Consider the following 25,919-nt stretch of genomic DNA (forward strand, 5'->3'; position numbering starts at 1 on the left):
CAGCCCCTACCCAGCTACAACACAGCCAGCTCACTCTAGGCTGTGTCCCCATAACGGGGTTCATGTTGATGACGTTGTGTGATTCAATTTCCTGGAAAGGAGATTGTTATGCGCCGTCACGAACTGACCGACGAGGAATGGGCGGTTATCGCCCCTTTGCTGCCGACCAACAGCCGTGGAGTTGAGCGCGTGGATGACCGCCGGGTGATCAATGGTATCCTATGGCGTTTCCGGACAGGTTCATCCTGGCGTGATGTACCGGAGCGCTATGGTCCGCGCACGACGCTCTACAATCGCTTCTCTCGCTGGCGCAAGGCAGGCGTCTGGGATCGCCTTCCCGGCGCTGTTTCAAGGCATTATGCCGGAGAGATCGTCATGATCGATTCTTCCTGCGTCCGCGTTCACCAGCATGGTGCAAACGAAAAAAAGGGGGATCTGCCGATCCTTGCATGGGACGTTCGCGTGGCGGCCTGACGACAAAGATCCACGCGCTCGTCGATGCTGATGGTTTGCCGGTTCGACTGGCATTGACCGCCGGTCAGGCCGCCGATGCTCCTATGGCCGAAAAGCTGCTGAGTGACATTCGGCCCGGAACGACACTGCTTGCCGACAAGGCCTATGACACCGACGCGATCCGTAACTTCGCCAAGCAACGCAAATGCTGGGCAAACATCCCCGCCAAGGCCAACCGAAAACAGACCTTCAGTTTCAGCCGTTGGGTCTATCGCCAGCGCAATCTGATCGAGCGTTTCTTCAACCATCAAACAGATGCGTGGTCTGGCAACACGATACGACAGACGTGCTGACAACTACCTTGCCGGGCTCAAACTTGCCGCGACGAGAATCTGGATCGCTTCAATTAACGAGTCCGCGTCCTAGGATCAGATCGAAAAAGGCATATGCGTCGCTGCTTCAGGCCGCCATCAGACCTCCATAGGAAACATCCACATCAGCGTCGAAGAAATAGCCGGCACCCCTGGCAGTTTTGATCAAGTTTGGGCTCGCTGCATCCTGCTCAAGCTTTCGGCGGAGCCTCAAAATGAGAACATCAATGCTTCTGTCATATACTTCCTCCTCACGCACTCGGCTCGCGATGAGGAGCTGTTCTCGGGAAAGCACGTCGCGTGGCTTTTCCAGGAAAGCGACGAGCAGATTGAATTCCCCTGCCGTAAGCTTCACCTCGCCATTTTGTGCGGATACCAATCGCCGCTGTCTGAGACTAAGTGTCCAGCCGGCGAAACAAAATGAACGCCGGTCTTTGGTTCGCATGACATTCGGTCGCACGCGTAATGCGACACGGATGCGTGCTAGGAACTCGCGCGTTCCGAAAGGTTTCGCGATAAAATCCGTTGCTCCCAGCTCGAGCGCCACCACTTTATCCGCCTCCTCAAGGCGATCACCGCTGATGATTATAATTGGAACATCGGATTTTGTGGCGAGACTGCGAACGATCTCAAGTCCGTCTTCACGCCCTAAATTGAGATCCACGACGACGACATCGACCGTCTCTGATGCAAGTACCCGGTTGAATTGCTGGCTATCTGATACCGCGGTGACCCTTAAGGCATGAATCGTTAAATACTCGGTAATAAGATGGCGCATCGCGGCATCGTCATCGATGACAAGAACATGTTTCACCAGTTCGCCTCCGTATGGGATTCTGCAGAATCGATAGATTCGTGCAAGCAGAGGATGTACGTCTCAGCCTCAACCTGATCATTTTCTCTCACTATGAGGGTAGTTCGGCAAAATTTCGGCCAAGCCGTGCATGACAAAAATGCTAACGGAAGGTTTCAGATTGATGACAGGAGTTGCTGCAGCGCGCTACACTTGTAACGCTTTAAAATCTGCGCGAGCAGACCTCCGTGCGGCTCTATTGCTGGTTTAGAAGATCCCCTATCGTCTCACCGCGTCGGCGGGCATCGGCGGCGAGCCATACTTCGCCCACTTCGTAAACATCGCCGTAAGCACGGAAGGGAACAATGACATCGATTGCCGTTGCCAACATGTCAATCAGTGTGCGATCTTCCAAGCATGCCCCCTGCACACTGCTCTTCACAAGTGAGAACAGCTTTTTGAAGCCTTGGACGGGATTCGCCCCATGTATGGTTGAAATCGATCCGGGGTGGCCTGAGACCACCTCACTCAGGTACGCCCACGCCGCGTCGTCGCGCATCTCACCGAGCAATATTCGGTCAGGCCGCATCCGAAGGCTTGCCTGGAGCAGCTGTTCCGCAGTCACTGCACCTAGCCCTGCCCCACTCTTGGAGTAGAGCAGTCTGACGTGGTTCTCATGTGGAATGACGAGTTCGAGCGTATCTTCAATGGTTATCAGCCTTTCTTCCCGCGGAATAGCACTGATCAAGGTCTTGCTCATCGTGGTCTTGCCGCTTCCGGTCGGCCCACAAAGCAACATCGTCCGCTTACCGATAACACATGCACGTAAAAATGATTCCAGATCGCCATTGTCGTAGTCGCGCAGAATCGCTTCGTCTAGTTGATCTCGTCGCTGCGTCCGGATTTGCCACTGATTCCATCGACGAACATCGTAGCGAGCCGAGACTTCCCCCAATTCAGAGACACGATTGCTCGGTCGTCGAATTGTCAAGCTCACGGTGCCAGAGGGTACCGTTGGCGGCAAGCAGATTTGCATCCGCTCGCCACCTGGGAGCTCGGTAGCGCAAAGAGGGTTGCGGGGGCCGACATCTTGTTTTCGCAATGCCCCTGCTAGAATGGCGATGTCTTCGAGATCATCATAAGAGAACGGTGCGGCGAACCTCGTGAAGACGCCACTTTGGCGTACAAAGGCTTCTCCCGGTCCGTTTATGGCAACTTCTTCAGTCCTCGGGTCATCGAGCCATTGCAAGACTGGGTTAAGAAGGGCGCGCAATTGCGGATTTACTTCCATTGGATGCATCTCGCAGCTTTGGCTATCTGTGCATTAGCGCAGATGCCGACGTTTCACCGATCCACCAGTCATATGAAGCTGGTAGATTCCTGAGAAATCCAAATCCCGCGCGACGAAGATCGAGACCGTGTCACCCTGATTTTTTTTCAAGGTTGGGGGAATGTTTATGGCCGCCCTTAGGGCCGTATCGGCCGCTTGTTCGCCATTGTTTTGGAAACTATTGAAGCTGGTCCCGCCGGTCGAATTCCCTGCGTAGCTACTTGCCGCCTGGACTGCGCCCTGGACGACACTCAGGAGCATGGCCCCGCTAAAGCGTTTCCAGAAATGATTGTCGACCGTACCCGGCAGTCCGGAACGGCCGAGTTCGTCGGCCCCCGGGGAGGAAAGAGAGACGACGGCGTGTGAGGGCGTCTCCGCGCGATTCCAGAGAACGAAAACGCGGGCGTCTCCCTGCTGCAGTCCACGCTGGATTTCGCCGACAACTGTCGTTCCGCGATCCAGAAGCACAACATTTCCGGTTGCTCCGCGTATGTCTTGAGGAAGTACACATTTCACATACCCTGCCAGATTTGTATCAATGGCGGTTTGCAGTATGCAGGGAATGATCGTTCCTTGCGTAACAGTGAAATCTGGGTGCGGCAAAAGTATAGCGAGGCTAGGCTGCAACACTGTCGGTTTCAAGCGCACAGAGAGATCGTTCTCAGCAGAATCCTCCGACGCGGCTAGGGAGTTGGCGTTTCTATTGTCTTGGCCACCGTTCTGAATATCAGCGTGTGGGGCGGATTTGACACCATTCTGATCACCTCCGCTGTAGGCAAAGATCGGTGTTTCTTCGGGCCTCAGTTCGTTGTGTTCTCGCTGATGTTGATCCGACGGCAAAACCGTTGCTTCCGCAGCTGGCGGTGTCATTGCCGGTTTGGCGGGAATATCAATCGGGGCCGGCCGAAAGGGCTTCGTGTTGGCATCGATCATTGTGTTTGGTGGAGACGGCTCGGTCCTTTTCTTTGAACGCGCCCCGAGCCAAATGAGGCTCAACGACAGTACCAGGACTAAACCCGCAACAAGGAGCTTTTGCGACCCCGAGAGGCGCCGGCCATGAGGATCGGTGACGAGGGATCCGGGCGCGTCGATACCTTCTCTGGATTGGGCATTCACGTCCTCCATCACCTCGTCTCCTTCAGCACGCGCACTACATCGGGTCTGACTGTGCCAGTGCCCGGCTTCCGTCCGACGGCGTCATATGCCTTATTCCAGATGCAAAGTACTGTATGGCCGTCCCGCAGACGCCATTCCCTGGAAACTGATGCTACTTCAACGTAATCTCCCTTAACTGAATAGTTGGCCGTGGCTTCCTTGCCATCTGGGTTAATCACGTAGATTGAAGGTACACGCACGTTTCCGGGAAAGCGAAATGTCGTGGAATACCCGTTGTCGAAAACCTCGAGCGGTAATAGCGAGCGGTCTCCTTGCGCGACATAGCTCCAATTTTTCGCATCTGTGCTGCCACCTGCTGGCGGACGCTCGAGCAAGTCCTCGGCTCGACGCTGATATTGTGCTTGCGCCCGCATCCGATCCGCAAGATCTCTCTGCTCCGCTTCTTTTCGGCGAGCAGCGGCAACGTCGGCAGGATAAGTGAACTGTACGCTGTAGTAGAGGTCAGGCTGCTCTTTATCGAGCCGAGACATCGTTCTGGTCGCGAGGCTGAAAACATAGCGCCGCATTCCTGCGTCGCTTGCGGTAAGGACGATCACAGGCTGCGGCTGCAGCACTTTGCTGGCCTTGAAAAACAGATAATTGCCGCGTGGGAGCGCAGCGAGATCTTTGCTGTTGGAAACGGCGACGGCTGTCACCGCTTCATTGGACCCAAATGTTACGACCAATGTGGCTCCAACAGCGGTTGAAAGGTGCACAACCTCATCGGGATTGTAGGCGAGATAGCGCATACGTGGATCCAGTTTGCCTGCCGCTGGCGTGTCTTCCGCGTTCGCGCCGCTGGTTACAAAGAGGATACAAACCAGGCCCAGAAACAAATTCTTGATCATTGCTGGCTCCGCGTCGTGTTCGAAACGGTATCTTCCGAAGTTTGATAGGAGGTAACGATTAAGCCGCCTGGATTTGTCAGCCTCAATCGGCCGGGCAAGTTAGTTACCGTTTCATAATGTACCGTTGCGGTCCAGGTGGTTACTATTGGAGCTTGCCCTTCCATGATGAGAGTGCGTTTGTAGCGGATCTGCTGGACGCCAGTCATAAGTTCGTTTGAGCCGATGTGCTCGGCTTCCAGCTTTCCGCGCTTACCAATGATGGTTTGGGGGGAGCTAGGACTGGGGTAATTGAAGAACTGCTGATAATCTTGACGCACCGTTGGGGCACTGAAGCTCGAGACCAGATCATAGGCGTATTGGGCTGTATCCGCCGAGTAGCTCTCCCGCAGACGAACATACTCCCATAGAGACGCATTCACGACCGCTTGCTCCTGCGTCGCCGGCAACCGCGAAATAGATACCTCACTGTCAACTGTACCGTCTGGGCGCACCCACAGATATACTGGAACAAGTTTGTTCAGCGGAAGCATGACGGCGATAGCGAAGGCCTGCGCCACGTTTCCTGCGACTGCAATGACAGCCAAAGCAGCCAAGGCTCTAGAGATTCGCCGAGCTGATCTAGCACGTGCAGACTGAAATGCTTCTACTTCCTTATAGTGGTCCGCCAATGCTTCCCGCTCTACTAACAGCGCGTATTCAGAGCCGTTCATTAGCCTCTCCTGCGTTGGTAGGCTGAAGGTCCGACTGAGCAGGCTGCCATCGCCCGACGTTCAGCGGAAAAATAGGCCCCTTACAAGTCGCCAACTGATCGCTTGTCTGACAAGACGCCAAGCCGATGATCAAAAACAATAGAAAGTACTTCAAGGAAATCCTCCATTTGTGAAGCTGGGACTAACGGCGGATTGTCCGGGCGAAATGGCGATTTAAGCTACCGGCCGTTTGCGTCGCACCGCTCCAATAGCTCCCTCCAATATTCCCGGCGATTGCCGGAAGAGCGACGATCAAGGCGTCGCCGGTCAGAAAGAACATGTCGAGTTCATAGAGGCCTATTATCTTGGCCGCCGTTGTGCCAGCAGAAGTGATAACCCCGAGCATTAGCACGAGTGCCGTCGCTTCCGTCAGAACCACGATAGTTGCCACTATGTTTAGAAGAAGCAGAAGTATGCCATAAGTGACGAGCTGGCCGATCCATTTCGCGGCCATGTCTCTAGTGCGATCGAAGAGATAGCCAACGAGCATCAATGGACCGATCGCCAATAGCACCTTGGTGAGGATTCCGACGGCATCGTAGATTCCAAACGCAGTCCAAAGCGTTCCATAGAAAATCCATTGTGCGCCTTGAAAGGCGAGGATGTCTTGATCGTTCATCGGCCCAATTTCAGAAGCAATCTTCTGAAAGGCTACTTGCGTGAGTGAAAACATCGTGTCGAGCTGAGCAGGAATCGTCTGCAAAGGAAGCCCACTGATACCGAACTGTTGAATGAAATTCGGAATCGTATCCTCGAAAACCGAGACAACGTAATCATGATATTCCGCCTGCTCAACGATAAGAGCAACAACTACCGATACCATGATTACCCGGGTGATTCCGCCCCGTGCGTCCATTTCCCCACGCATTACGAGGATGCCCTGGACAATGATCCATAGCGTCACGCAGGCCACGAGAGGAGCGCTGACTGCCCGTTGAATGTCCCCAAGCAACGTGTCCAGCCCGACGGTGAAGGCGAGGTCGAATATCGTATGTATCGCCGTAAAAGGCGCAGGAATGCTAAAATTCATTGCCCTTACCTGGATTTAGCTTCGATTTTCTACGGAGAAAGAGGGCCCTGAATGAACAGTAGCGGATCAGTGCAGTTGAGCGGCGCCAAATATAAGCGCAGTTGCCTGATGTTCCTTTCGTTGGGTCGCCGCCTCCTCCGCCTCGTGCAGCCCCGCCTGTGCGGTGGTCATCGTCAACAGGCTGGTCGCCTGAATGTTTTGAATAATTGCGTCATGGATCTGTTTGAGAAGCAAACCGTTGGTGACGGTGGCCTGCATGATATTGCGTGAGCGGGAGAGCTGGCCCGATGTCTCAGAATTTGCCGCAAGGCGCTTGTCCATTGCATCCAGATTGTCAGCCGCGACACCGGCAGCATTTGCGGCGCCTGCAATCTGCTGTCGCAAAAGATTTCCTTCAGCGTCGTCGCCCACGACTGCGCGATCGGCATCTAAGGTAATTGCACGCGCAGTTGTCGAAGCAGGCATCTGCGGCGAAAACATTTCCTTGTCGAGTTGGCCGGCAGAGGGATATTGGTTTTTCTGGTCGATCGCTGATAACATGCCGGTGACGCCAAAGGGCGAGGTCAACATTGTCACCATCGTGATCAATTGCTCGAGGTTCGCCGCAGTATTGATCGCTGTCGTCAGCGTTTCGGCCTCCGTTGCAGGGTCGCTGACAACAAACTGCGCCTTGGCAGTCCCCGACAGAACAAGGCATATGAAAAGTGCGTTTATTACGAGCTTCGTAATATTCATGACTTCGAACTCCAGATCAATCCTGTGCCTCATGGTAGCGCGTCATGAATTTTTCCAGCCAGGCAGAGGGTTCCTCTCCATGCGTCTCGCGCAACTGCTGGGCAAAACGCACCGTATTGGCACGCCCGGATAGTACGGCGACGTATTCCGGCATGTCGCGCAGATCGAATTCGCACACAACACTTCCGCTCTCGCGCTTCAGCAGAAATTTGCGGCTGCCAATCGCCATCTCCTCGCGAATAGCCTGAAATTCTCGCTCGGTGCACTTCAACCCGTCTATGTAAGCAGAGCGGTCTGCAGTGGGTGATGGGTAGAAGATTTTGGTCATACATTGTGCTACGAGGCTTGCGCCCAATGGTGAATCAAGTACGTGCTCGGGTTGCTGCGTCGCAAGAACTAACATTCCGTTGTTCTTCCGGACGGTCAGCAGGAACTTGTCGACGACTGCTGCGAATTTCTGATTAAGCAGGTAGGAACGAAACTCATCGCAGCTCATGACGAAGCGTCGGCCATCTACCATCGCTCCTATTCGATGCAAAAGGTATGCTGCGGCCGGCGCGCATACCTCCTCATATTCGAGGAGATGGGTCATATCGAAGCCCGTAATCGAAGGATCTAACTTCACTTCGTCCGATTCGCCGTCAAACGCCCAGCCAAGAGCGTTGCCTCGGCACCACCGCTGCAATCTAGCTCCCGCACCTTCGGAGGGCCCGTGCAATAAGAACTCCCTTAAGCCCGCAAGGGATCTCATGTTAGGCTCAAACGAAAGTTGCCGTTGGATACCGCGCTCTAAGCGGCGATTTTCCTCCGGCGAAATTCCCCCCCTGCCGTCGCTTTCAATCAGCGCCACGATCCACTCGCGGAGAAAGTCCCGCGCCGCTGCCGTATCCTCTAGGCCGCGCAAAGGTGCAAGGCCGCTTGGGACACCTCGTCGTAACGTGAGGTACGTGCCCCCGGTGGCGCGCACAAGCAGTTCACCGCCACGATCCTTATCGAAAAAAACGATCGTCCCGCTGCGGTCAACCACGCTCTGCTCAAGCATCGCCAGGATGAAGGTCATAAGTGTCGTTTTTCCCCTGCCAATCGGCCCGAAGATCGCGGTCATGCCCACGTCGTTTTCGTGCGGAATATAATCGAAGGGCGTCCCGCCGTTTGTACGGAAACGAGCAACCGCACCTCCCCAATGGCCCGACTTCCTTCCGATAGGGAAGTTCTCGAATGAAACCAAGCCGGCAAAGTTGCGTGAAGTGATCGCTCCGGGACGGGTACGCCATCTGTGGTTTCCTGGAAGCTGAGACCAGTATGCAGCCTCCATTCCAATGCTTTCCTGCACGATAACCGCGCCCGCGTCCGACAAGCTCGTGCGGGCTCGCGCACCATAGTCGGCAAGGGTATCGAGATCATCGCCATAGACACAAAGGCTGAGATGATGCGAACCCATGACGAATTCGCTACTGGCCAATGAATCTTCTGCTTGGGCGAGTTCACCGATCTGGGTGACCGCCTTGTCACCGGAGCTAGTCATCTGGTTCGATTTGAGGCTGAGCTTGGCGTGAGCCTGTGCACGTGTGAGGAAAGAGAAACTCTGGCTCAAAACGAGCGGAAAACTTGATGACAGGAGTGTGTTAAGCATTCCGGGCCGCGTCTTTGCCGGGTACTCGCGGAATGAAAAGATAGATCCAACGTAACGATCTTTCGGCGCTCTAATCTCGAGGGCACGCTTGCCGCAGATGACCCGGTCGGTATAAACTGAGGCGCCGAGGGATCCGCTAACGACCGGCACCGGTAAAAAACGACAAGTCATTATCAGGCGAAGGGCTTCACCAATTTCCGTGAAAAGCACCTGATTTTTTTCTCGGATGCCAAGTCGACGAAGTCCATACCCATCAAGCGCGCCAGCGACAACGTTCCAAAGATCCTCCAGATGTCGGATCTGATGCGCAAGATCGCCTGGGTTCTTCCCATAGCGCCTGGTGAATCTGCTTCCCACTTTACCGAGAGCGGTGCGAGGAGAGACAATGAGCGTGAGGAAGTGGTCGTTTCGAAACAGTTTACCAGACAGAACACGCCGCTCGAACGTTTCGCTTAGGCTTGACGCGAAGGTGCTGCGAAAATGGCGTACCGGCGGTACTGGCACATCGTTGTGACGGACGAGATGGGCATATACTGAGACGTTATCATCGGCAATATTGCGAAAGAGCGTGTTAAAGGCACGGCAGCGCGCATTTCGGACCTCTACTTCCTCCAGTTCGAAGGGAAGGCCACTGATATGCGCCATGGTCAAGATGGAACCGTCCTCTAGAAGAACGACATGGTCGCTGAGGTGCCCTACGTAAGGCAGGTAGATTTCCCCAGATCTCTCGGTCCGTCCGCTTGCTCCGAACATTACGTCATTCCTCTTCCTCGCGACGCCACTCTGATGGGGTTGGGACTGACGCTCGCGCCGCCCCACGCATGGCCGTCAACGCTTCTCCCTGCCGTCTGGAGAAACAGCAAGACCACGCTTGCCGCGTTATAGTCCCGCTCTACGATGAGCCGCGCTCCAAGCCACAGCGGCAAGAGAACAATTTCATAGAGGGGGTTCTGCACAACAACGATGAGAAACCCCGCCAACATCATGAAAACTCCAGCAAGCGTCAGCGGTACCCCAAAGAACAATGCAGGTCTCGTTGCCGCCAAGTAGAGTGTGGCTTCTTCAAGATCGGCATTCATCCCCCGCCCCCTGTCAGTGTTTGGCCGAGAAAGCTGGCTCCAAACATGATAACGATCCCGCCAACAACACCTGCTACCAGACCAAGGGAAGCTCGGCCGAACATCCACGATACCCCGATGGCTACGATACCAAGAACGGCGAGCGATTGACCAAACGGACCGAGAATAAACGTGCAGATATTGTTGACCATGGTGGCGGGGTCAGTGCCCCCAGCGGCCTGCGCGGCAGCTGGCTCGCAGAAAAACAAGCTCCAGCCGATCGCGCCGGTGACGCTCGGCACGTGCGGAGCCAGCAGGCGCACAGCTCTGTGCCAGAGGCCACGGAATTTCGACGGTGCGCGGTATCCTTCAAGCCATGCCATTATGGTGCATCTCCATCATTCGGTTCGAAAACTTGATCTTGTTCGGGGGATTTGCGCTCATTCGGCTGCTGCGCCTCTGGCGGCGCGGACGAACCGACTGCTGAGTGGGAGCGGTCGTATGAACCCCAGACGTTCCAGGGTTCTTCTGGACTCCGCTCATCACGGTCGCCTTTTTTCCCCGACTGAGCCAGCGGGGGGACGAGTAGCTGAGCCGCCACTTCGACCCTCCGCACATAGCCGTTCGCGAAGCCGCGTGTCGGGTTGCCGGTATTGTAAGCCGAAATTGCTCGCCGGATGGCAAGTTGTTCTGACTCTACCGTGTCGCCGCCACTATAATGCCGTACGAGCAGGTCCGCCGCCGCCGACAGGGACACGCAAGGGTTGATTGCATTGCCGGCAGTCAAGCCCAAGTTCGCGAAATTTTTCGAGTTCACTTGCATTAGGCCTACATCGACTGAATGCCCTGCTGCGACGCGATTGTTTACGCTTTGCGTAGCATCCGCCGGATTCTTGCCATGTAAAGTTTCGCCGGTGGTATTGTCATGCAGCACGAGCGGATCAAACTGACTTTCAACCTTCGCAATCGCTCCAAGCGTCGATGGAGCGACTGAAGGTGCGCATTCGCGAGCGAGTTGGTTAAATTCAGCGAACGAGAGCGGCGCAGCTTTGCTTGGCTGGACCATCAGAAAAATGATCCCGAAAGATCCTGCCGTCTTCCGCATTGTTTATTCCCCACTGTATCGCAATGATCTTGGTCAGCATGAAATGACTCGATCGCTAACAGTCGCGACTATGGGAGGTGTCTGTTACTTTCTGATTTTATTATCTTACCTCTCGGTTTCATTTGAAGCATCGAAGCGAAGCCGTTTGATTTCTTGAATCGAGGGAATCGGCGGCCCAAGCGGTGATCCCTAGGCCATGAGAGCGAATTCACCATAGCGGCGGTTTTCGAAAATTTTCGCAGGCTGGCGCGGAGGATGGTGCAGCCGCAGGAGATTTCGCAAAGCGCCCCCGAAGCGGAGATCGGCACCGACTGCACCCTAGACAGGGGGCCGTTCCTCACGTCTCCTAGTGCCGCGCGGCAGATACATCAAGTCCGTTGCATGAAACGCGATCGCAGTATTGACCTGCGAGACCGATGTCCTAGGATCACAACGAGATCTTTTTGAGGTGTTGTCTTGCAAAAGCTCGAACTCGTTTTTTTTGTTTGCGGTCTGTTGGCTTTGGGAACATGGCTTTATTCGAACGAGTATTGGGCGTATGGCGCACTTGCGACGATTTTCCTTCTGATGATCGCTTCGATCCATCTCCTCTTAACATCAAAAGAGCAGGTTTACCGGTTTTTTGCCTGTATATCACTGGCGGTGATTGCAGCCGCAACCGGAGTTGCGTTGTTGCGGATGTCGGGACTGACCGGCTGATTCCGCGACTGGGGATTAAATTAATAAGCAATCGCGTTGTGCGGCCGGCTTCTGTTCAGAGGGCGTATCGGTTTATGACGCAATCACGATTCCGCTGCTATTCGAGCCGACCATTCGTTCAGTTCTGATATTCGCACGAACGACATAGGCGAGAGTCTTTGCTGAAATCGGCTTTTCCAAAAAACGGGCAGATCCCTCGCGATCCGCAGAAAGGGGAACATTTTTCTGGTTTTCGCCAATAATGATGATGGGCGCTTTTGCCAGCTTTGAGATTAAGGACCCTGCACCGTCTCCATCCAGCAAAGACGGTTGATCAATTAGAACAAGATCAGGTTCTTTTCCTTCCAACACCCAGTCGATTAAACCATCCAACGTGTTAAAGCCGACTGGCTCATAGCCCAGCGCCGCGATCTTTTCCTCGTACATTTCCAGCGTGGCTAAGTCGGGTTCGACCACCGCGACAATCTCGCCGTTCCCAAGCGGGATTCTTCCAGGGTCAAAAAAACTCTCTGAATTTACCGGCTGCTTCGACGAAGGTGGCAAGTAGACGTCGAAGCGCGTACCTCTGCCGACAGTTGATACCACGTCGATGTAACCAGCCATCGCGCTAACGTGACCGTGAACCGTGGATAATCCCAGGCCCGTGCCACCGCTGCGGGCGCGGGTAGTAAAAAAAGGCTCGAAAATGTGCGATAATACCGCCTCTGTTATGCCTGCGCCGTTATCCTCAACTGAAAGAAGGATATACTCGCCGGTGGGAATAGTACCGTTTGTAAGAACCTTGTGTTTCCGTACGACAGACCTCCTAACGCTGACCTCCACACGCCCTAACTCTCGGCATGCTTCAGCAGAGTTTTTGCACAAATTCATCAGTATTTGCTCGACCTCAAGTGAGTTTCCTTCGATAACCATTGGAGCGCTCTGATATTTGAAATCGAGCTCGACGCCCGGAGGCAACGCAACACGTAACGACGGCGCGATCACGGTCACTAACTCCGAAAGATCGAATGGTTTTGTTGTTCGATCCCGCTTTCGACTAAGGGCAAGGATCTGGTTGACAATCAACCGCGCTCGATTGCCTTCAGAAATGATGTGATCGATGTAGTCTCGAGCATGAGTACGACGGCGCAGAACGTTGTGTGCCATTTCCGCGTAACCCAGAACTGCACCCAAAATGTTGTTAAATTCATGCGCAATGCCGCCGGCAAGCGTACCAACTGCTTCAAGCCGTTCCGCATGTTTCAAACGACGTTCCAGAATATCTCGCTGGGACTGCTTGCGCCGAATGACCGCATAGTGGCTAACACATGCAGCCGCTAGTTCCATCAGCTGCATTTCACGTGCGGTCGGCGTCTGTAGATGCTCTCGATCAAATCCCAGGCCAAAGACAGCGACTATTCGATCGGATACCTTGAACGCAAGCAGCACCCACAGAAATGGAGAGTCCTCACCGAAGCAGCTCGCTTTTCGTTGAGGATAGGCTCGGAAAATCCGCCCGCCGTCCTCGGCCCCTACCGTGGAAACAATTTCGCGCACCCGTTGTTCGTTCCACTCTGGCGCAGGAGTGCTTCCAAAAAAGGTGACGCCAACGTCATTCTCATTGATGTTGACCAGTCCCAGCGCGCATTGATGAGCTTCAAAGAATAATTGGATAATTCCCAACGCGGCATTCGTTGAGGATTCCAACGACGGTTTTGCTTCTGAAGCATCTTCGAAGCAAAGCCCAATCTTTTTGATCACTTCTTCGAAGTCCAGTCGTCTCGTCAACACCTTGGTTCGCAGATGTAACCTATGGACTAGGGAAATTATGCAAAAGCAAAAGAAAACCGAAACTGCGCCGAGGAAGACCCGTACCCGCTGTTCACCCGCGCTGGCCAAGCTATAAGCTTCAAGGTATGCTCGCTGCAACTTCTTCGTGTTGTCGATGGTTTCAGAAGTTTGGATCACTCCAACGGTGTCTTTCAATCGCGGCAGTAGAGTCAGGATAATCCTCCCACTGCGAACGATCTCCTTGACGCCTGCCTTATCCCCGTTCGCCGAAACCTGAAGCCGGTCGAGACGTTGGTTGATTTCCCGTGCAAACTCGAAATTTGGCTGAGACGAAAACTGGAGCATCAGATAGCCCAACTCAGCGACTTCTAGCGAGTTCAAATCCCTCGTATCCAAAGACCTCGGAAGCGAAGCTATCGACTGGTTAAAGGTCGCCAACGAATCCTGGAACATTACATTTTGCGTACCGAACGCTGCAACGGCTGCGTCGGTCGCATCTACTGAGCTCTTCACCCGCGCCAGCAATTCAGAAAATTCACCGGCCCCGTCGAGGCCCGCCCGCCTAAAAAGCTGCTGTAAATCTGCGACGCTCGTGCGCAGTCGCCCCAGAGGGACGATAAGAGGATGGTAATTCCGAAGAAGGCCGGCGTGAGCACGCAACACATTCCGCTGCAGCATCGCGCAATCCACGTCGATCGATTGCAGCTCTGTCAGGATCGCTTCGTTGCTTTCGTTGTCTTGCCAAGATCCTATGGCCAGAACCGCAAAAGATATCGAGGCAATTACCAGTACCAATACAGACCACGATTTGATATCAAGCAGAACCCTTCGGGAAGGTGATAAATGATCCCAAATCATGCGGTCACCTCTCCTTCTGACAGCCAATCCAACTAAGCAGATTTCGCGGAATCAACGGAGCCCAGTGGTCTGACCCAGTTTCTCATTACTCCGCATCCACGGTGAAAAACACCGACCGAACAAACCAAGCTGGTCCGACAAGAATTTGGCGGCGACTCCTATGCGCTTTCTTCCCATCAGCCAACGAGAGAAAGCAACTCGCTTCAATTTTCTCGATTGAAGCCAACTCTCATCTCCGCAATTCGGCGCACACCTCCATGACCCTGTACCGCCTGCCATTCACCTTCAATCGAGAGATTGGGAGCATGTCTAAGCACCGTAGCAAGTCCTTCTTGCAATTCCAAACGAGCCAACGCTTCCCCAAGGCATCGATGTTCACCGGTGCCAAATACCATATGCCAGCGCATCTGCTTGCGATGAATATCGAAAAGTTGAGGGTGGACATAGTGTTTCTCGTCTCTTAGCGCGGACATGGTGCAAAGTGCGAGAAGACTATTTTTGGGTAGTATGAACCCGTCAAGATCAATATCTGCCAGTGTTGAACGGGGATAGGATCCGACTGGAGGCTCAAAGCGCAGTCCCTCCTCGACGGCGGCGGCCACGAGAGTACCATCGTTCAACAGTGCGTCCCATGCCTGTCGATGTTGCAAAAGCTGTCCGGTCAGTGCAGTGAGGCCGGTTTTGGTCGTGTCAGTTCCAGCCAAGATGATAAGCATCAGCTGGGTTAGGCCTTCGACGGGCGAGAGATCCTCCGCTTCTCGCGTTGCGTTTATGTAGGATGAGAGGAAGTCATCACGCGGATCCGTTCGGCGATCGTCAATTACCGCTTGCACGTAGTTCTTAAACTCGACCGCTGATTTTTCGATGTCCGGAAAGTCGGCATCCCGCCATGAAGGGCTCAGGCAGCGAGCAACGCGATAGACGAGTTGAGTAAAATAGGGAATGTCGCTTGGCGGGAGGCCTAACAGGCTGGCTATCGTAACGGCTGGGAGCTTTGAAGCATATTCCCCCACGAAATTGAAGGAACCAAGCTCCTTCAAATCTCGAAAAAGGATCTCCGTCAATTGCCTTATTTGCGGACGTAGATTTTCAATCATCCGGAATGCGAAAGTCCGAGTAAAAGGAGAGCGACGCCTGCTGTGGGTTTCCTTGTTTGAAAAAAGCATGCTGTAGCGAACGAAGTCGAAGACCGCTCCTTCGTTGACCCCCCGATTGAGCATCAGTTCCGTCTCTATCTGACGGGTCCGAGGGTCACTACTTAAGCCCAATACATCGTCCGCCCTAAGTACGAGGTATACGCCGTCCTGCCTGCGGAGGAAGGGCCGCTTCGGCCGCCATTCTTTAAAAATAGCGTGGCCGAACCGATCTAAGTCCGCGATACTAACGTTGTCTGGGTCGATCGACGCCGATATCATTGGCCCGGACTCTTCCGACACTTTTTGAGAAACTCTACCATTCATAAAATAACCTCTGGAGGATACGCTCTTACGAGCAATTCGAGCAAAACTGCTGAATGCGGCGGCAGGCTTCCTCGATAAGCGCTTCCGACGTCGCATAGGAGATGCGGAAGTTCGCGCCGAGGCCGAAGGCCGAGCCGTGAACGACGTCAACGCCTTCCGATTCCAGAAGCTCGGAAACGAAATCCTCGTCCGTCTCGATGACCTTGCCCGACGGCGCCGTCTTGCCGATCAGGCCGGCGCAGGACGGATAGACGTAGAAGGCGCCTTCCGGCACCGGGCAGACGATGCCCTTGGCCTGGTTCAGCATGGAGACGACGAGGTCGCGGCGGCCTTCGAAGATCTTCTTGTTCGCCGGGATGAAGTCCTGGGTGCCGTTCAGCGCTTCGACAGCCGCCCACTGGGCGATCGACGTCGCACCCGAGGTCTGCTGCCCCTGGATCATGTCCATGGCCTTGATGAGCTGGAGCGGGCCGGCGGCATAGCCGACGCCAGCCGGTCATTGCATAGGCCTTGGAGACGCCGTTCATCGTCAGCGTCCGGTCGTAGAGGCTGGGCTCGACTTCAACGGGCGTGACGAACTTGAAGTCGCTATAGGTCAGGTGCTCGTACATGTCGTCGGTCAGCACCCAGACATGGGGATGCTGCATCAGCACGTTGGTCAGCGCCTTCAGCTCCGCATGCGTATAGGCCGCACCCGTCGGGTTGGACGGCGAGTTGAAGATGAACCACTTGGTCTTCGGCGTGATCGCCTTTTCGAGATCCGCCGGCTGAAGCTTGAAGTCATGCTCCTGGGTGGCCGAAACGAAAACCGGCGTGCCGCCGCAAAGCGCCACCATCTCGGGATAAGACACCCAGTAAGGCGCCGGGATGACGACTTCATCGCCCGGGTTCAGCGTCGCCATGAAGGCGTTGAACAGGATCTGCTTGCCGCCGGTGCCAACGATCGTCTGCTCCCAGGAATATTCCAGACCGTTTTCGCGCTTGAACTTGGAGGCGATCGCCTTGCGCAGCTCGGGGATACCGGACACCGGCGTGTACTTCGTTTCGCCGCGGTTGATCGCGTCGATGGCGGCCGTCTTGATATTGTCGGGCGTATCGAAATCCGGCTCTCCTATATTGAGGCGGACCACGTCCCTGCCCTCAGCTTTAAGCTCGCGAAACTTCTGCGAGACAACGATAGTGGCAGAAGGCTTTATACGGGAGAGAGCATCGGAACGCACGAACATGACAGGCTGACCCAAACGTTTCAAAAGGAAGTCTTCCCGATGTTTTTATGTTGAACGCGCTTCGGATTTCAATCGACGCGTGGTCCCCTGTTACAAATGAAATCAAATTTGACGTCCTCAGCGAAGCGCGCGATTTGAAGTCGTTCAAAGCGGCTTGGTATGCCGCCGCGTCTGCGATCGGCAATTCTGAAAGCCGCCCCTGCGAAACTCGTCGCTTTAAGAGCCCGAGTGGTCCTCGATCAGCGCATCAGTTTGCCGAACGGATTTGCAACTTTGTGAGCGTTACAGATGAAGCTCGATCCGACGTTTCAGCTCTGTTGAGATCATGAGATAAGGCCTCAAAGAAACGCCTGCATCATCAAAGAATTCTTCGACCGGTCAATTTTCCAACGCCGTTGCGAAAGCCTTTGTTGCGTTTTAAACGATGCGGGAAAAGGAGGCTGGGGCTCCGAAGAGCCTGTTGAAATCATGTCCGCAGAAAGCCATCCGACCGAATCCCAGATGACGCCGAAAAAGCTGTTCTATCTGACGCTGGGTTCCATCGGCGTCGTTTACGGCGATATCGGGACCAGCCCGCTCTACGCCTTTCGCGAGGCGTTGAAGCCGGTGGCCCATGACGGGCTCACCCGTTTCGAGGTCATCAGCCTGATCTCGCTGATGATCTGGGCGCTGACGATCATCGTCACCATCAAATATGTGCTCTTCCTGCTGCGCGCCGACAACGAAGGCGAGGGCGGCACGCTGTCGCTGCTTGCTCTTTTGATGAAGACCGCCAACGGCCATACCGCCATCCTGATGCTGCTCGGCCTCTTGGGGGCTGCGCTTTTCCTCGGCGACGCGATGATCACGCCGGCGCTGTCGGTGCTGTCGGCGGTCGAAGGCCTGAAGCTCGTCACGCCCAGGCTCTCGGAATATATCGTGCCGATCTCGGTGGTGATCCTGGCGCTGCTCTTCGTCGTGCAATCGCGCGGCACCGGCGCCGTCGCCAAATTCTTCGGCCCGATCACCGCCGTCTGGTTCCTCGTCATGGCCGCCGCCGGCATTTCGCATATCTCGGACGATTTCGGCATTCTTGCCGCCTTCAATCCTTACTATGCCGTCAGCTTCCTGCTGCATGAGGGCTTCTACGGCGTCGTCGTGCTCGGCGCCGTCTTCCTGACGGTGACGGGTGCGGAGGCGCTTTATGCCGATCTCGGCCATTTCGGCCGTCGCCCGATCCAGTGGGCCTGGTTCCTGCTGGTCTTCCCGTCGCTGACGCTGAACTATCTCGGGCAGGGCGCACTCGTGCTCGGCAAGCCGGAGACGATGTCGGATCCCTTCTACCTGATGTATCCGCAATGGGCGCTGCTGCCGGTTGTCATCCTGGCGACCGCGGCGACGATCATCGCCAGCCAGGCTGTTATAACAGGCGCTTTCTCGATGGTGCGCCAGGGCATCAACCTTGGCTTCCTGCCGCGCAGGGAAATCCTCTTCACCTCGGAAACCAATACCGGGCAGATTTTCGTGCCCTCGGTCAATGCCGTGCTGTTCATCGGCGTCATCTTCCTGGTCCTGAGTTTCAAAACCTCGGACGCGCTGGCGACCGCCTATGGCATCTCCGTCACCGGCGCCATGGTCGTCACCTCGATCATGGCCTTCGAATTCGTTCGCGCCCGTTGGAACTGGTCGCTGCCGGTTGCGGTGATCGCGCTGGCGCCGCTGGTCATACTCGAATTGATCTTCCTCGGCGCCAATCTTTTGAAGATCCACGACGGCGGCTATATCCCGATCCTGATCGCCACGGCCTTTACCGTCATCATGTGGACCTGGCGCCGCGGCACTGCGATCCTGATGGAAAAGACCCGCCACACCGATATTCCGCTCGCCTCCTTCGTCAGCTCGATCGAGCGCAAGAGCGAACATTCGCCGGCCCAGGTTCCCGGCACGGCGATCTTCCTGACCAGCGATCCGGAATCCGCACCCGCCGCCCTGCTGCACAATCTCAAGCACAATCACGTGCTGCACGACCGCAACGTCATCCTGACGATCCGCACGGTCAACAAGCCGCGTGTGCCGAGTCAGGACCGTTACAAGGTCGAGCAGATTTCCGAGCGTTTCTCGCGCGTCGAACTGCTGTTCGGCTTCATGGAATCGCAGAACGTCTCACAGGCGCTCGCGACGCTGCGCAAGGCCGGACTGAAGTTCGACATCATGTCGACCTCATTCTATCTCGGCCGGCGCAAGCTGGTGCCGGACGCCAATTCAGGCATGCCCTACTGGCAGGACCGGTTCTACATCCTCCTTGCGAATGCGGCCTCACTCCCATCAGACTATTTTCACCTTCCTGCCAACCGGGTTGTTGAACTGGGATCGCAGATTATCGTTTAGACGCGGCCCCTGACGGCGACCGGCGAGGACCACTCTCGACAGTGTTTGGCAAACAAGGGATTGTCCCGACTTTGCGAGCAGGTTCGGACCAATATCTGCCTCTAATGCAGAGCGAGCCGCATTCATCCAGCCCCGTTGGATTACAGCTGAAACTGACCTTCTCCCACGGCAAATCATTTTAGCACATTCAGATTGCATAGGGGGTGAAAGCTGTACAAGGAGACTGAACCATGAGCCTGAACGAAAAACCAGGTACTGCAAACAGCCGCTCGGATCTGGAGCCGGCTGGTGTCGACGGCACGCAATCGACAAGATTGCCAACCGCTTCAGAGATCGAGGGACCAACCGTTGCGCTACAAAGATCATTTTTTCAACAGTTGCTCTTGGACTTTGCCTACGGATGTGAATTTTTTTATCCACTACAGCAATATGAAGCTTTCACTTCGAAAGCAAAAGACGATGATGAGAACTGATGGCGGCCACTCGCCGAAGGAGTTCAAGGCGGCGACGCTTGAATCGGTTCTCGTTTACGAATGCGCCGCGCCTGACGCGGATTCAGATCAAATGTTCCAAAGCTACCCGCACCCCATTGCCAATGTCGAGAGATGACGACTTCCAACGACGCCTTGGCGCCTCAAAGCGGTATGGCTTGTCGTGATACAATAACCGACTGCAGAAATTGCCATGTCAATGCGGTGGGAGTGGGCGACTGACCGGGGGAAAGCCGTTTGGTACATACATCTACGTCTTAATCCGAAACAAAGTGCACTCGAATTTCCTGAAGTAATGAGAAGCCAACGTAGTTTTTTCGGTATGACATCCAACGGCAACGCGTCCGAAGGCAATGCTTTACATTTGTAACACGATTGACATTTAACCAACCTCGAAGGAACGCTAGAAGTTCCAGTACACCAAACGAGCTGAACTCAACGGTGGACAATCAGAACGATTGGGCGGCCGGCGGAAGATGCATGAGCAGACACGAAAGCCGGAACAAACTGCCCCGCTGGCCACTCCGCGAACAGCGATGCTTCCAGTCCTCCCCAAGATCAACATTCAACTCGCCCACGCACATCCAGGGAGTAATTCAGTATGTCGAATTTTTGCTTAAAGTCTGTGCAGGTAACAGCAATCGCATCGACTATAGCGCTCGTGCTGGCCGCGAATACCTTGGCACAAGAATCTTCCACCGCCTCTCCATGGCCGGACACACCAACCGCTCGGATCGAGGCGCTCGCAGTTCTCCAGACCTTGAATGCAAATCTCCTGGGAAATCCTAGCGCCACCTTGACGCTCGATCGCTGGTGTGCCGCGCACAAACTCGCCCCGGAAGACTCCAAGATCGTTGCCCAGCGCGTGCGCGTACAAGACACGCCCGCCGATAGCAGTATCCGAGAACTTCTTGCCGTGGGATCAGAGGAGCCTATCGCTTATCGCCGCGTTCGCCTGGTTTGCGGAAATCGCGTACTATCAGAAGCCGACAACTGGTATGTTCCGGCGAGACTGACAATGGAAATGAATAACGCGTTGAGCACCAGTGATATAGCGTTCGGCAGGGCCGTTCAGTCTCTTAACTTCACCCGCACCAACCTATCTTCCAATCTGCTTTGGTCTCCTCTACCAGAAGGCTGGGACATGGGAAATGAATTAACTGCGAACCGGAGAGGACCACTGGTCCTGCCACCGTTTCTTCTCGAACATCGTGCCGTGTTGAAGCTGCAGGACGGCACACCATTCAGTGCTGTGGTAGAAAAGTACACAAACAAAGTGTTGGATTTTCCGGCTCCGATAGCAATCCAAGGCTGGCTATTGGGACGCACGACCCGAGCGTCGGGCAGCACGCCCACGCGCTCCTGTTCTACATCTCCGGTCGAGCCTTGTCCTATGTCAATCTCACGATGAAAGCCCCTACTGCGGATTGCGGCTGGCGTTTTCCCCTTGGAAAAGCCGTTCCGGGTGCCAATCAATCCTCATTCCTCGGACCAGCACAGCTTGCAACGAGGCCGATGCCGATTGACTGCACCAAACACGAATGAAACCTGGAGCACAGCGGGGACAAGTCACCTTGTAATCCCTCCACTCACGCCAACACGGAACGGCTGCCGAGAGTTACCGTGACAATGCCGATCTGTCCCGATCGCGGGAGGATGAATCGAATTCGGCGCGCGTACGGGTGTAGGCATCACCGACGTTCTTGACGAAACTCTCGTGTGCCGTCAGAAGGCCGATAGCATTTGGCCCTCTCGTCACGACCGATCGACTATATCTTTCGATTATGTCAATCACCTCGTCGATAGGTTTCACCTCCGGTTCTTTCGCGTCTTGATACCTGCGGGGATGCGCCGCCATGTTTTTTTCAATCTCAAAGTCTGCGACAGCCCGGCGGAACAGGCGCAGCAGCTCCGGGCGATTGTTCCTCTCGTGTTGTACCCGAGTTTTTTGGTCGTCGTTTAAGTGCTTCTCGCCCTGGACCAATACGTCTGCGGCGGGGCATTTCTGACCCTGGTTCCAAGTAAGAGGGGGATCAAGCTGCAAGATTTCGATCGAACGTTCGATTAAGCGCGTCTTATTGACTTCCCCAAGATCGTCCAGATGCTTTATCACGCTCAGAATTGCGTCGCACTGATCAGGCTGAGGGAGGTTCAGGATGTTGGTTGTGAATCGTGCTTTTCCAGCCTCAGATTGAAACTTCAGAAGTGGTCCTACCGCCCGCGTTCTTGCCGTTTCAGATGGCCGGTTCACCTGCCAATCAGGCAATTGCTCCCCAGGGATGATTGTATCGAAGACTGCTTTTGCCGATGTACCAATCCTTTTCACGCGAGCGTGATAAATTCCGATAGGGCCTCGACGTAAAGCTTCGCGACCTGCGGAGCCAGTTCGCTCTAGATTTCCGAGATCTCGTGCGGTTTCGACCACATCCTGGGTTGGAACGTAGGTAGCAACTTTTGCAAGTACATCGGAAGGTAGGTTTCGGTTTGGTGACGCAGGATCACTCTTCACCCGAGCAGACTCAGATTCTCGGGGAGGTGTTCGTTGGCTGCTGGACGGCATGAGAAGCTCCATTTTTCTTCAATCACGCTAACCTTACTCAGATGAAAAGGGCGTCTCCACTGCTAATCTATTACTTTTGCAACACTTGAAATGCAGGTTGGCTGCATGAACGAGCGCCAACGCTAGCGCCCCTGCCAGCCCAGCGGATCAAATACAGCCACCCTCTTTTTCTCCAACTTTGCGAGGTGACGCTACTTGTCGCGATCTAAATGTCGCTGATGGTCGAGGGAATAGGCCCCTCCCGCCGGCGCAGAGATTGGCAATCTTACTGGACACGGCGCCATATCACGGCAATCGGCTTCTTCAAGTGCATTGCAGAAAAACGAATGCGCTGTTGACGGATCTGCTCATGAACACGGCAGGCGGGATTAAGGATCACAAACGCGCCACCTTCTCAACGATGCTAGTTAAAAGGCTCCGCATGTACGGCCACGATCGCGCGAGCTAGCCTTCATCAACACAGCCGGCGAGTCGGCGCATATATCCCGCTATTTTTCTTCGGCTATAGCCGGTCGATAGGTCTTAGGCTAACGTCGAATCAGCGGCAAGGTCCGCAAAACGTGACATCGCGCCCTCGATATCATCCCACGCAAGGGCATCTTTCCGATGTTTCACCTGCACATAGATACGGATGCCATCGAGTTGGATTTCTACATCTTCGTCGCTTTCGACAGCGATCTCCCGCGCAGCGATGGTTGCGGCTGACAACAAACATTGAACTGCATAGAGGTGCTGGAATAAGTAGCCGCGATGCACGGCTTCGATCCGACGCAGTTGCGCTGGGTCCAGAACACTGTTTCCTGAACGGCCTAACTCACCCAAAGCAGCGCATCCTCTTTTATCACAGCCTTCGTTTGCGGTCCCATTCTCTTTCCAAGTCAATGCAGGAACGGCATCAGGATGTTGCCCATACCGCGCCGTATCTCGATGCAGTCGCTGCACAGGCGCAGGGAGGGTACGCCCGGCATCGTCTGAGCGCCATTCGCAAGACGGTAGGACATGGCTGGCCGGTCGCCGCATGACGAGCAGACTTCCGAACTTCCTTCCGCCGTGACGACCATGCGCGACAACGCGGCCAGCTTCGGTTCGACGCGATCAACGACCGAATACCAATAGGCGCTGTGCGGCTCGATCTGCTCCAACTGTTTCTTCAGGTCGTCAGGATAGTGCTTCAACAGCCACGCACACGCGACCTCCCTGCGGATCTGATCGTTAAGCACAAGAGTTTCGTACAGGTCCACCAACAGCCGGAGGGATTGACCGCCGTGCTGGGTCTCTAGCATCTGCAACTGTATGAGGTTAATGGAAAACCGCACGCCTCCGCTGTAAGCCTCGCTCACTGTACCTATGCAGTATTCACGTATGTCGGCCATCTGCTCGGGCGCGGACATCGTTGCGATTAGGCTCTGGTCGTAGCGCCAAGGGTGAGCCGCTATTTCACCGCGCCACAGATCAAGGTAGCCGCTCTCGCGCAGAACCTCTGCAATCTCCGGATCAGCCTCAGGGCGAACCACGAGTAAAGCATGGAGTTCGTTTAGGCTCTCCAAGTCCGGAACGAACGTACGAGCGACGTCAAGAATGGCTTTGTGGGCCTGATGTGTATCTCGGATCGGGTTACGATTGGTTTCGAGCCAACGCCATTCTTCCTCGGACACGGCTTCGGTCTCTATCGGGATTTCCACCAGCAAGCGACTACGTCGTAAATCCTCCGGCGAGCAATAGTCTGCGTCCGGCACAAGATTGATGCCCGCGTTTCTGTAGACGCGGGCCACTAAACGAGAGCAATATTGCCGCTTCGATCTCGGCTTTCGGACAGCAGCGACCGACCGCATGGCCTCCGGCACAGAATAACGCGCACCGATCTCGGCCCGCGCGAAATCGATTACATTTGAAAGTACCTCGCGGGGGAGAGCTTCCTTCAGGCGGAAATGGAAAACCTGCTCGTCATCCTCGAACAACTCCCGCTGCAGGTTGCGCGCCTGTACCCCGTCCGCGGTGGAATCGATAAACGAACCATGCTGCACGCAGATCATCGCGTGTGAAACGATGCCCCCCGTGCTGAAGCGGATCGATTTGCTTATCTTTCCCGGTCGAGCTGTGAGGAGAATATCTCCAGGCTGAACACTTTTGATACTAATGCGCTTCATTCCCCTCCCCCGAAGCCGGCCGGCATCTATTGCTGCTAGTGCGGCCAGGACAATTGATCGCGCGGCAAACGATTGTCTGGATCGTGAACATGCACGTCATCATCTGGGATGAGATTGGCAGAAAAAATTACAAGATTAGTTCCGCCAGCGTGCCTTAGTGACGGAAAGAGCAGCCCCCGAAGGCCGGATGAAATGACTTTGTCTGCCAACTTCCAGGAGGGAGGGACCTTTTTGTCGATGCGAGCGATTTTTCGCCATGCACAATCCCATTGAGACCAAGCTGCATCCCAAAGAAGCGGATCGAAACCTTGCGACAGATCGGCTACTTCGCTGAGCGTGATCTTGTACGCTGCAAGCGTCGCCGGCGGTGTGATGCTCGCGCCCTGTCGATATTCTTCGAGCGCGGTTTGGGGGGCCTCGGAAAGATAGAGAGCCTCGACGCCGGGTCGATTGAAGCGACCGCCGTCAATAGCGGCCCCGGCGCCGCTGGTTGGAAGAAACGCCCATTTAGGTGTTAGATACCGATGAAAGACTGCGTTCGGGCCGATGCGGGTAATCTTCACCCGCGCGCTCCATTCTCCAGGTCCCGAATATAGGCAAGAACAGCCTCTATCTCACCATCGGCAACAAGCTCCGCGGCCGTGCGATGGCCATAATCGGCAATCGGTTCATTTCGATACCAGTAGATTGCCTTCGCAAGATCACCAGTCAGCTCGGCGGCCGCAGAGATCGCCTTGATCATTTCCCGCATCCTGCCCTGCAAGCGTTCGGAGGAGGGATTGCGCAGGGTATTGCGATGGACACCGGTCAATTCTGCAAGGTTTGCGACTTTGACGCCGAGCGCCTTTGACAAGCGAGACGGCGAAATATAGGGCGTCCGCGGTTCCTGAAGGCTATCAACAAAGCCGGAAACAACTGTGTATGAATGTACTGTCTGAGCCTGCGCCATGCCTAATCTCCGCTCAATCTTATGCACAATATATGCACATTTTGATGCACATCAAGGTTGGCTAGTAAAAAATCACGCCTGCTGCGTTCTTGAACGACATTCCACGTTCACGCCTCTGCCTATCAAGCGCCT

The 25,919-nt window shown here is 54.9% G+C and carries 23 protein-coding genes and 2 pseudogenes; 5 read left to right on the forward strand and 20 right to left on the reverse strand.

The window, feature by feature from the left end:
* The first annotated feature begins 108 nt into the window (after positions 1–108).
* A pseudogene (locus PIB16_RS19640) lies at positions 109–806 on the forward strand (IS5 family transposase).
* 106 nt (positions 807–912) lie between these two features.
* Here PIB16_RS19640 and PIB16_RS19645 read toward each other — a convergent pair.
* From PIB16_RS19645 to PIB16_RS19700, 12 genes are all read right to left on the reverse strand, one after another.
* Positions 913–1,638: a response regulator gene (locus tag PIB16_RS19645; RefSeq protein ID WP_012476036.1), complete on the reverse strand. Its 726-nt coding sequence runs from the start codon at positions 1,636–1,638 to the stop codon at positions 913–915.
* 235 nt (positions 1,639–1,873) lie between these two features.
* Positions 1,874–2,908 carry a P-type DNA transfer ATPase VirB11 gene (gene virB11, locus PIB16_RS19650; RefSeq protein WP_012476035.1) on the reverse strand — a complete coding sequence of 345 codons (1,035 nt, stop codon included), beginning with the start codon at positions 2,906–2,908 and terminating at the stop codon, positions 1,874–1,876.
* A gap of 33 nt (positions 2,909–2,941) precedes the next feature.
* Positions 2,942–4,072 carry a type IV secretion system protein VirB10 gene (gene virB10 / locus PIB16_RS19655; protein WP_012476034.1) on the reverse strand — a complete coding sequence of 377 codons (1,131 nt, stop codon included), beginning with the start codon at positions 4,070–4,072 and terminating at the stop codon, positions 2,942–2,944.
* The gene (gene virB9 / locus PIB16_RS19660; RefSeq protein ID WP_012476033.1) at positions 4,072–4,950 is read right to left on the reverse strand and encodes a P-type conjugative transfer protein VirB9; all 879 of its coding nucleotides are present in this window, start codon (positions 4,948–4,950) and stop codon (positions 4,072–4,074) included. The genes virB10 and virB9 overlap by 1 nt, the downstream gene beginning before the upstream one ends.
* The gene (locus tag PIB16_RS19665) at positions 4,947–5,660 is read right to left on the reverse strand and encodes a type IV secretion system protein VirB8 (protein ID WP_012476032.1); all 714 of its coding nucleotides are present in this window, start codon (positions 5,658–5,660) and stop codon (positions 4,947–4,949) included. Before PIB16_RS19665 ends, virB9 begins: the two co-directional genes overlap by 4 nt.
* A complete protein-coding gene (locus PIB16_RS19670; RefSeq protein ID WP_010900348.1) occupies positions 5,647–5,814 on the reverse strand; it encodes a type IV secretion system lipoprotein VirB7 in 168 nt (55 codons plus the stop codon). Before PIB16_RS19670 ends, PIB16_RS19665 begins: the two co-directional genes overlap by 14 nt.
* A gap of 27 nt (positions 5,815–5,841) precedes the next feature.
* The gene (locus tag PIB16_RS19675) at positions 5,842–6,729 is read right to left on the reverse strand and encodes a type IV secretion system protein (protein WP_010900347.1); all 888 of its coding nucleotides are present in this window, start codon (positions 6,727–6,729) and stop codon (positions 5,842–5,844) included.
* Between the two features lie 66 nt (positions 6,730–6,795).
* Positions 6,796–7,464 carry a pilin minor subunit VirB5 gene (gene virB5 / locus PIB16_RS19680; RefSeq protein WP_012476031.1) on the reverse strand — a complete coding sequence of 223 codons (669 nt, stop codon included), beginning with the start codon at positions 7,462–7,464 and terminating at the stop codon, positions 6,796–6,798.
* Between the two features lie 16 nt (positions 7,465–7,480).
* On the reverse strand, positions 7,481–9,850 hold the full coding sequence (locus PIB16_RS19685) for a VirB4 family type IV secretion/conjugal transfer ATPase (RefSeq protein WP_077768109.1): 2,370 nt from the start codon (positions 9,848–9,850) through the stop codon (positions 7,481–7,483).
* The gene (locus PIB16_RS19690) at positions 9,850–10,176 is read right to left on the reverse strand and encodes a type IV secretion system protein VirB3 (protein ID WP_010900344.1); all 327 of its coding nucleotides are present in this window, start codon (positions 10,174–10,176) and stop codon (positions 9,850–9,852) included. Before PIB16_RS19690 ends, PIB16_RS19685 begins: the two co-directional genes overlap by 1 nt.
* On the reverse strand, positions 10,173–10,538 hold the full coding sequence (gene virB2, locus PIB16_RS19695) for a pilin major subunit VirB2 (RefSeq protein WP_010900343.1): 366 nt from the start codon (positions 10,536–10,538) through the stop codon (positions 10,173–10,175). The genes PIB16_RS19690 and virB2 overlap by 4 nt, the downstream gene beginning before the upstream one ends.
* Entirely contained in the window at positions 10,538–11,260 is a 723-nt protein-coding gene (locus PIB16_RS19700) for a type IV secretion system lytic transglycosylase VirB1 (protein WP_010900342.1), read from the reverse strand. The genes virB2 and PIB16_RS19700 overlap by 1 nt, the downstream gene beginning before the upstream one ends.
* 456 nt (positions 11,261–11,716) lie before the next feature.
* Between PIB16_RS19700 and PIB16_RS19705 the strand changes: the two genes are divergently transcribed.
* Complete coding sequence (locus tag PIB16_RS19705; protein ID WP_077768110.1) at positions 11,717–11,959, forward strand: hypothetical protein; 243 nt, start codon at positions 11,717–11,719, stop codon at positions 11,957–11,959.
* 72 nt (positions 11,960–12,031) lie between these two features.
* Here the strand turns inward: PIB16_RS19705 and PIB16_RS19710 are convergent, their stop codons facing one another.
* The 3 genes and pseudogenes from PIB16_RS19710 to PIB16_RS19720 all read right to left on the reverse strand — a co-directional run bounded on the left by PIB16_RS19710 (position 12,032) and on the right by PIB16_RS19720 (position 17,273).
* Positions 12,032–14,587 carry a two-component system VirA-like sensor kinase gene (locus tag PIB16_RS19710; RefSeq protein WP_010900341.1) on the reverse strand — a complete coding sequence of 852 codons (2,556 nt, stop codon included), beginning with the start codon at positions 14,585–14,587 and terminating at the stop codon, positions 12,032–12,034.
* A gap of 203 nt (positions 14,588–14,790) precedes the next feature.
* Positions 14,791–16,047, reverse strand: a complete 1,257-nt coding sequence (locus PIB16_RS19715; protein WP_234886495.1) for a cytochrome P450 — start codon at positions 16,045–16,047, stop codon at positions 14,791–14,793.
* A 25-nt stretch (positions 16,048–16,072) separates the two neighbouring features.
* Positions 16,073–17,273 (reverse strand): annotated as a pseudogene (locus PIB16_RS19720) (pyridoxal phosphate-dependent aminotransferase).
* 468 nt (positions 17,274–17,741) lie between these two features.
* On the opposite strand from PIB16_RS19720, the gene PIB16_RS19725 reads away from it, so the two are divergent.
* From PIB16_RS19725 to PIB16_RS19735, 3 genes are all read left to right on the forward strand, one after another.
* Positions 17,742–19,640: a potassium transporter Kup gene (locus tag PIB16_RS19725; RefSeq protein WP_012476026.1), complete on the forward strand. Its 1,899-nt coding sequence runs from the start codon at positions 17,742–17,744 to the stop codon at positions 19,638–19,640.
* 230 nt (positions 19,641–19,870) lie between these two features.
* A complete protein-coding gene (locus tag PIB16_RS19730; protein WP_142843418.1) occupies positions 19,871–20,113 on the forward strand; it encodes a hypothetical protein in 243 nt (80 codons plus the stop codon).
* Between the two features lie 619 nt (positions 20,114–20,732).
* Entirely contained in the window at positions 20,733–21,542 is an 810-nt protein-coding gene (locus PIB16_RS19735) for a hypothetical protein (RefSeq protein WP_010900336.1), read from the forward strand.
* A 207-nt stretch (positions 21,543–21,749) separates the two neighbouring features.
* On the opposite strand, the gene PIB16_RS19740 is transcribed toward PIB16_RS19735, so the two are convergent.
* The 5 genes from PIB16_RS19740 to PIB16_RS19760 form a co-directional block, all read right to left on the reverse strand.
* On the reverse strand, positions 21,750–22,691 hold the full coding sequence (locus tag PIB16_RS19740) for a hypothetical protein (RefSeq protein ID WP_077768177.1): 942 nt from the start codon (positions 22,689–22,691) through the stop codon (positions 21,750–21,752).
* Between the two features lie 522 nt (positions 22,692–23,213).
* Positions 23,214–23,513: a hypothetical protein gene (locus tag PIB16_RS19745; protein ID WP_077768112.1), complete on the reverse strand. Its 300-nt coding sequence runs from the start codon at positions 23,511–23,513 to the stop codon at positions 23,214–23,216.
* A gap of 56 nt (positions 23,514–23,569) precedes the next feature.
* Positions 23,570–24,838: a YiiX/YebB-like N1pC/P60 family cysteine hydrolase gene (locus tag PIB16_RS19750; protein ID WP_012476023.1), complete on the reverse strand. Its 1,269-nt coding sequence runs from the start codon at positions 24,836–24,838 to the stop codon at positions 23,570–23,572.
* A 35-nt stretch (positions 24,839–24,873) separates the two neighbouring features.
* A complete protein-coding gene (locus PIB16_RS19755) occupies positions 24,874–25,401 on the reverse strand; it encodes an RES family NAD+ phosphorylase (RefSeq protein ID WP_077768113.1) in 528 nt (175 codons plus the stop codon).
* Complete coding sequence (locus PIB16_RS19760; RefSeq protein WP_010900332.1) at positions 25,398–25,787, reverse strand: hypothetical protein; 390 nt, start codon at positions 25,785–25,787, stop codon at positions 25,398–25,400. Before PIB16_RS19760 ends, PIB16_RS19755 begins: the two co-directional genes overlap by 4 nt.
* Positions 25,788–25,919: the final 132 nt, after the last annotated feature.

Origin of the sequence: Agrobacterium sp. ST15.13.015, from assembly GCF_027871645.1 — a bacterium.
GTDB classification, from domain to species: Bacteria; Pseudomonadota; Alphaproteobacteria; order Rhizobiales; family Rhizobiaceae; genus Agrobacterium; species Agrobacterium leguminum.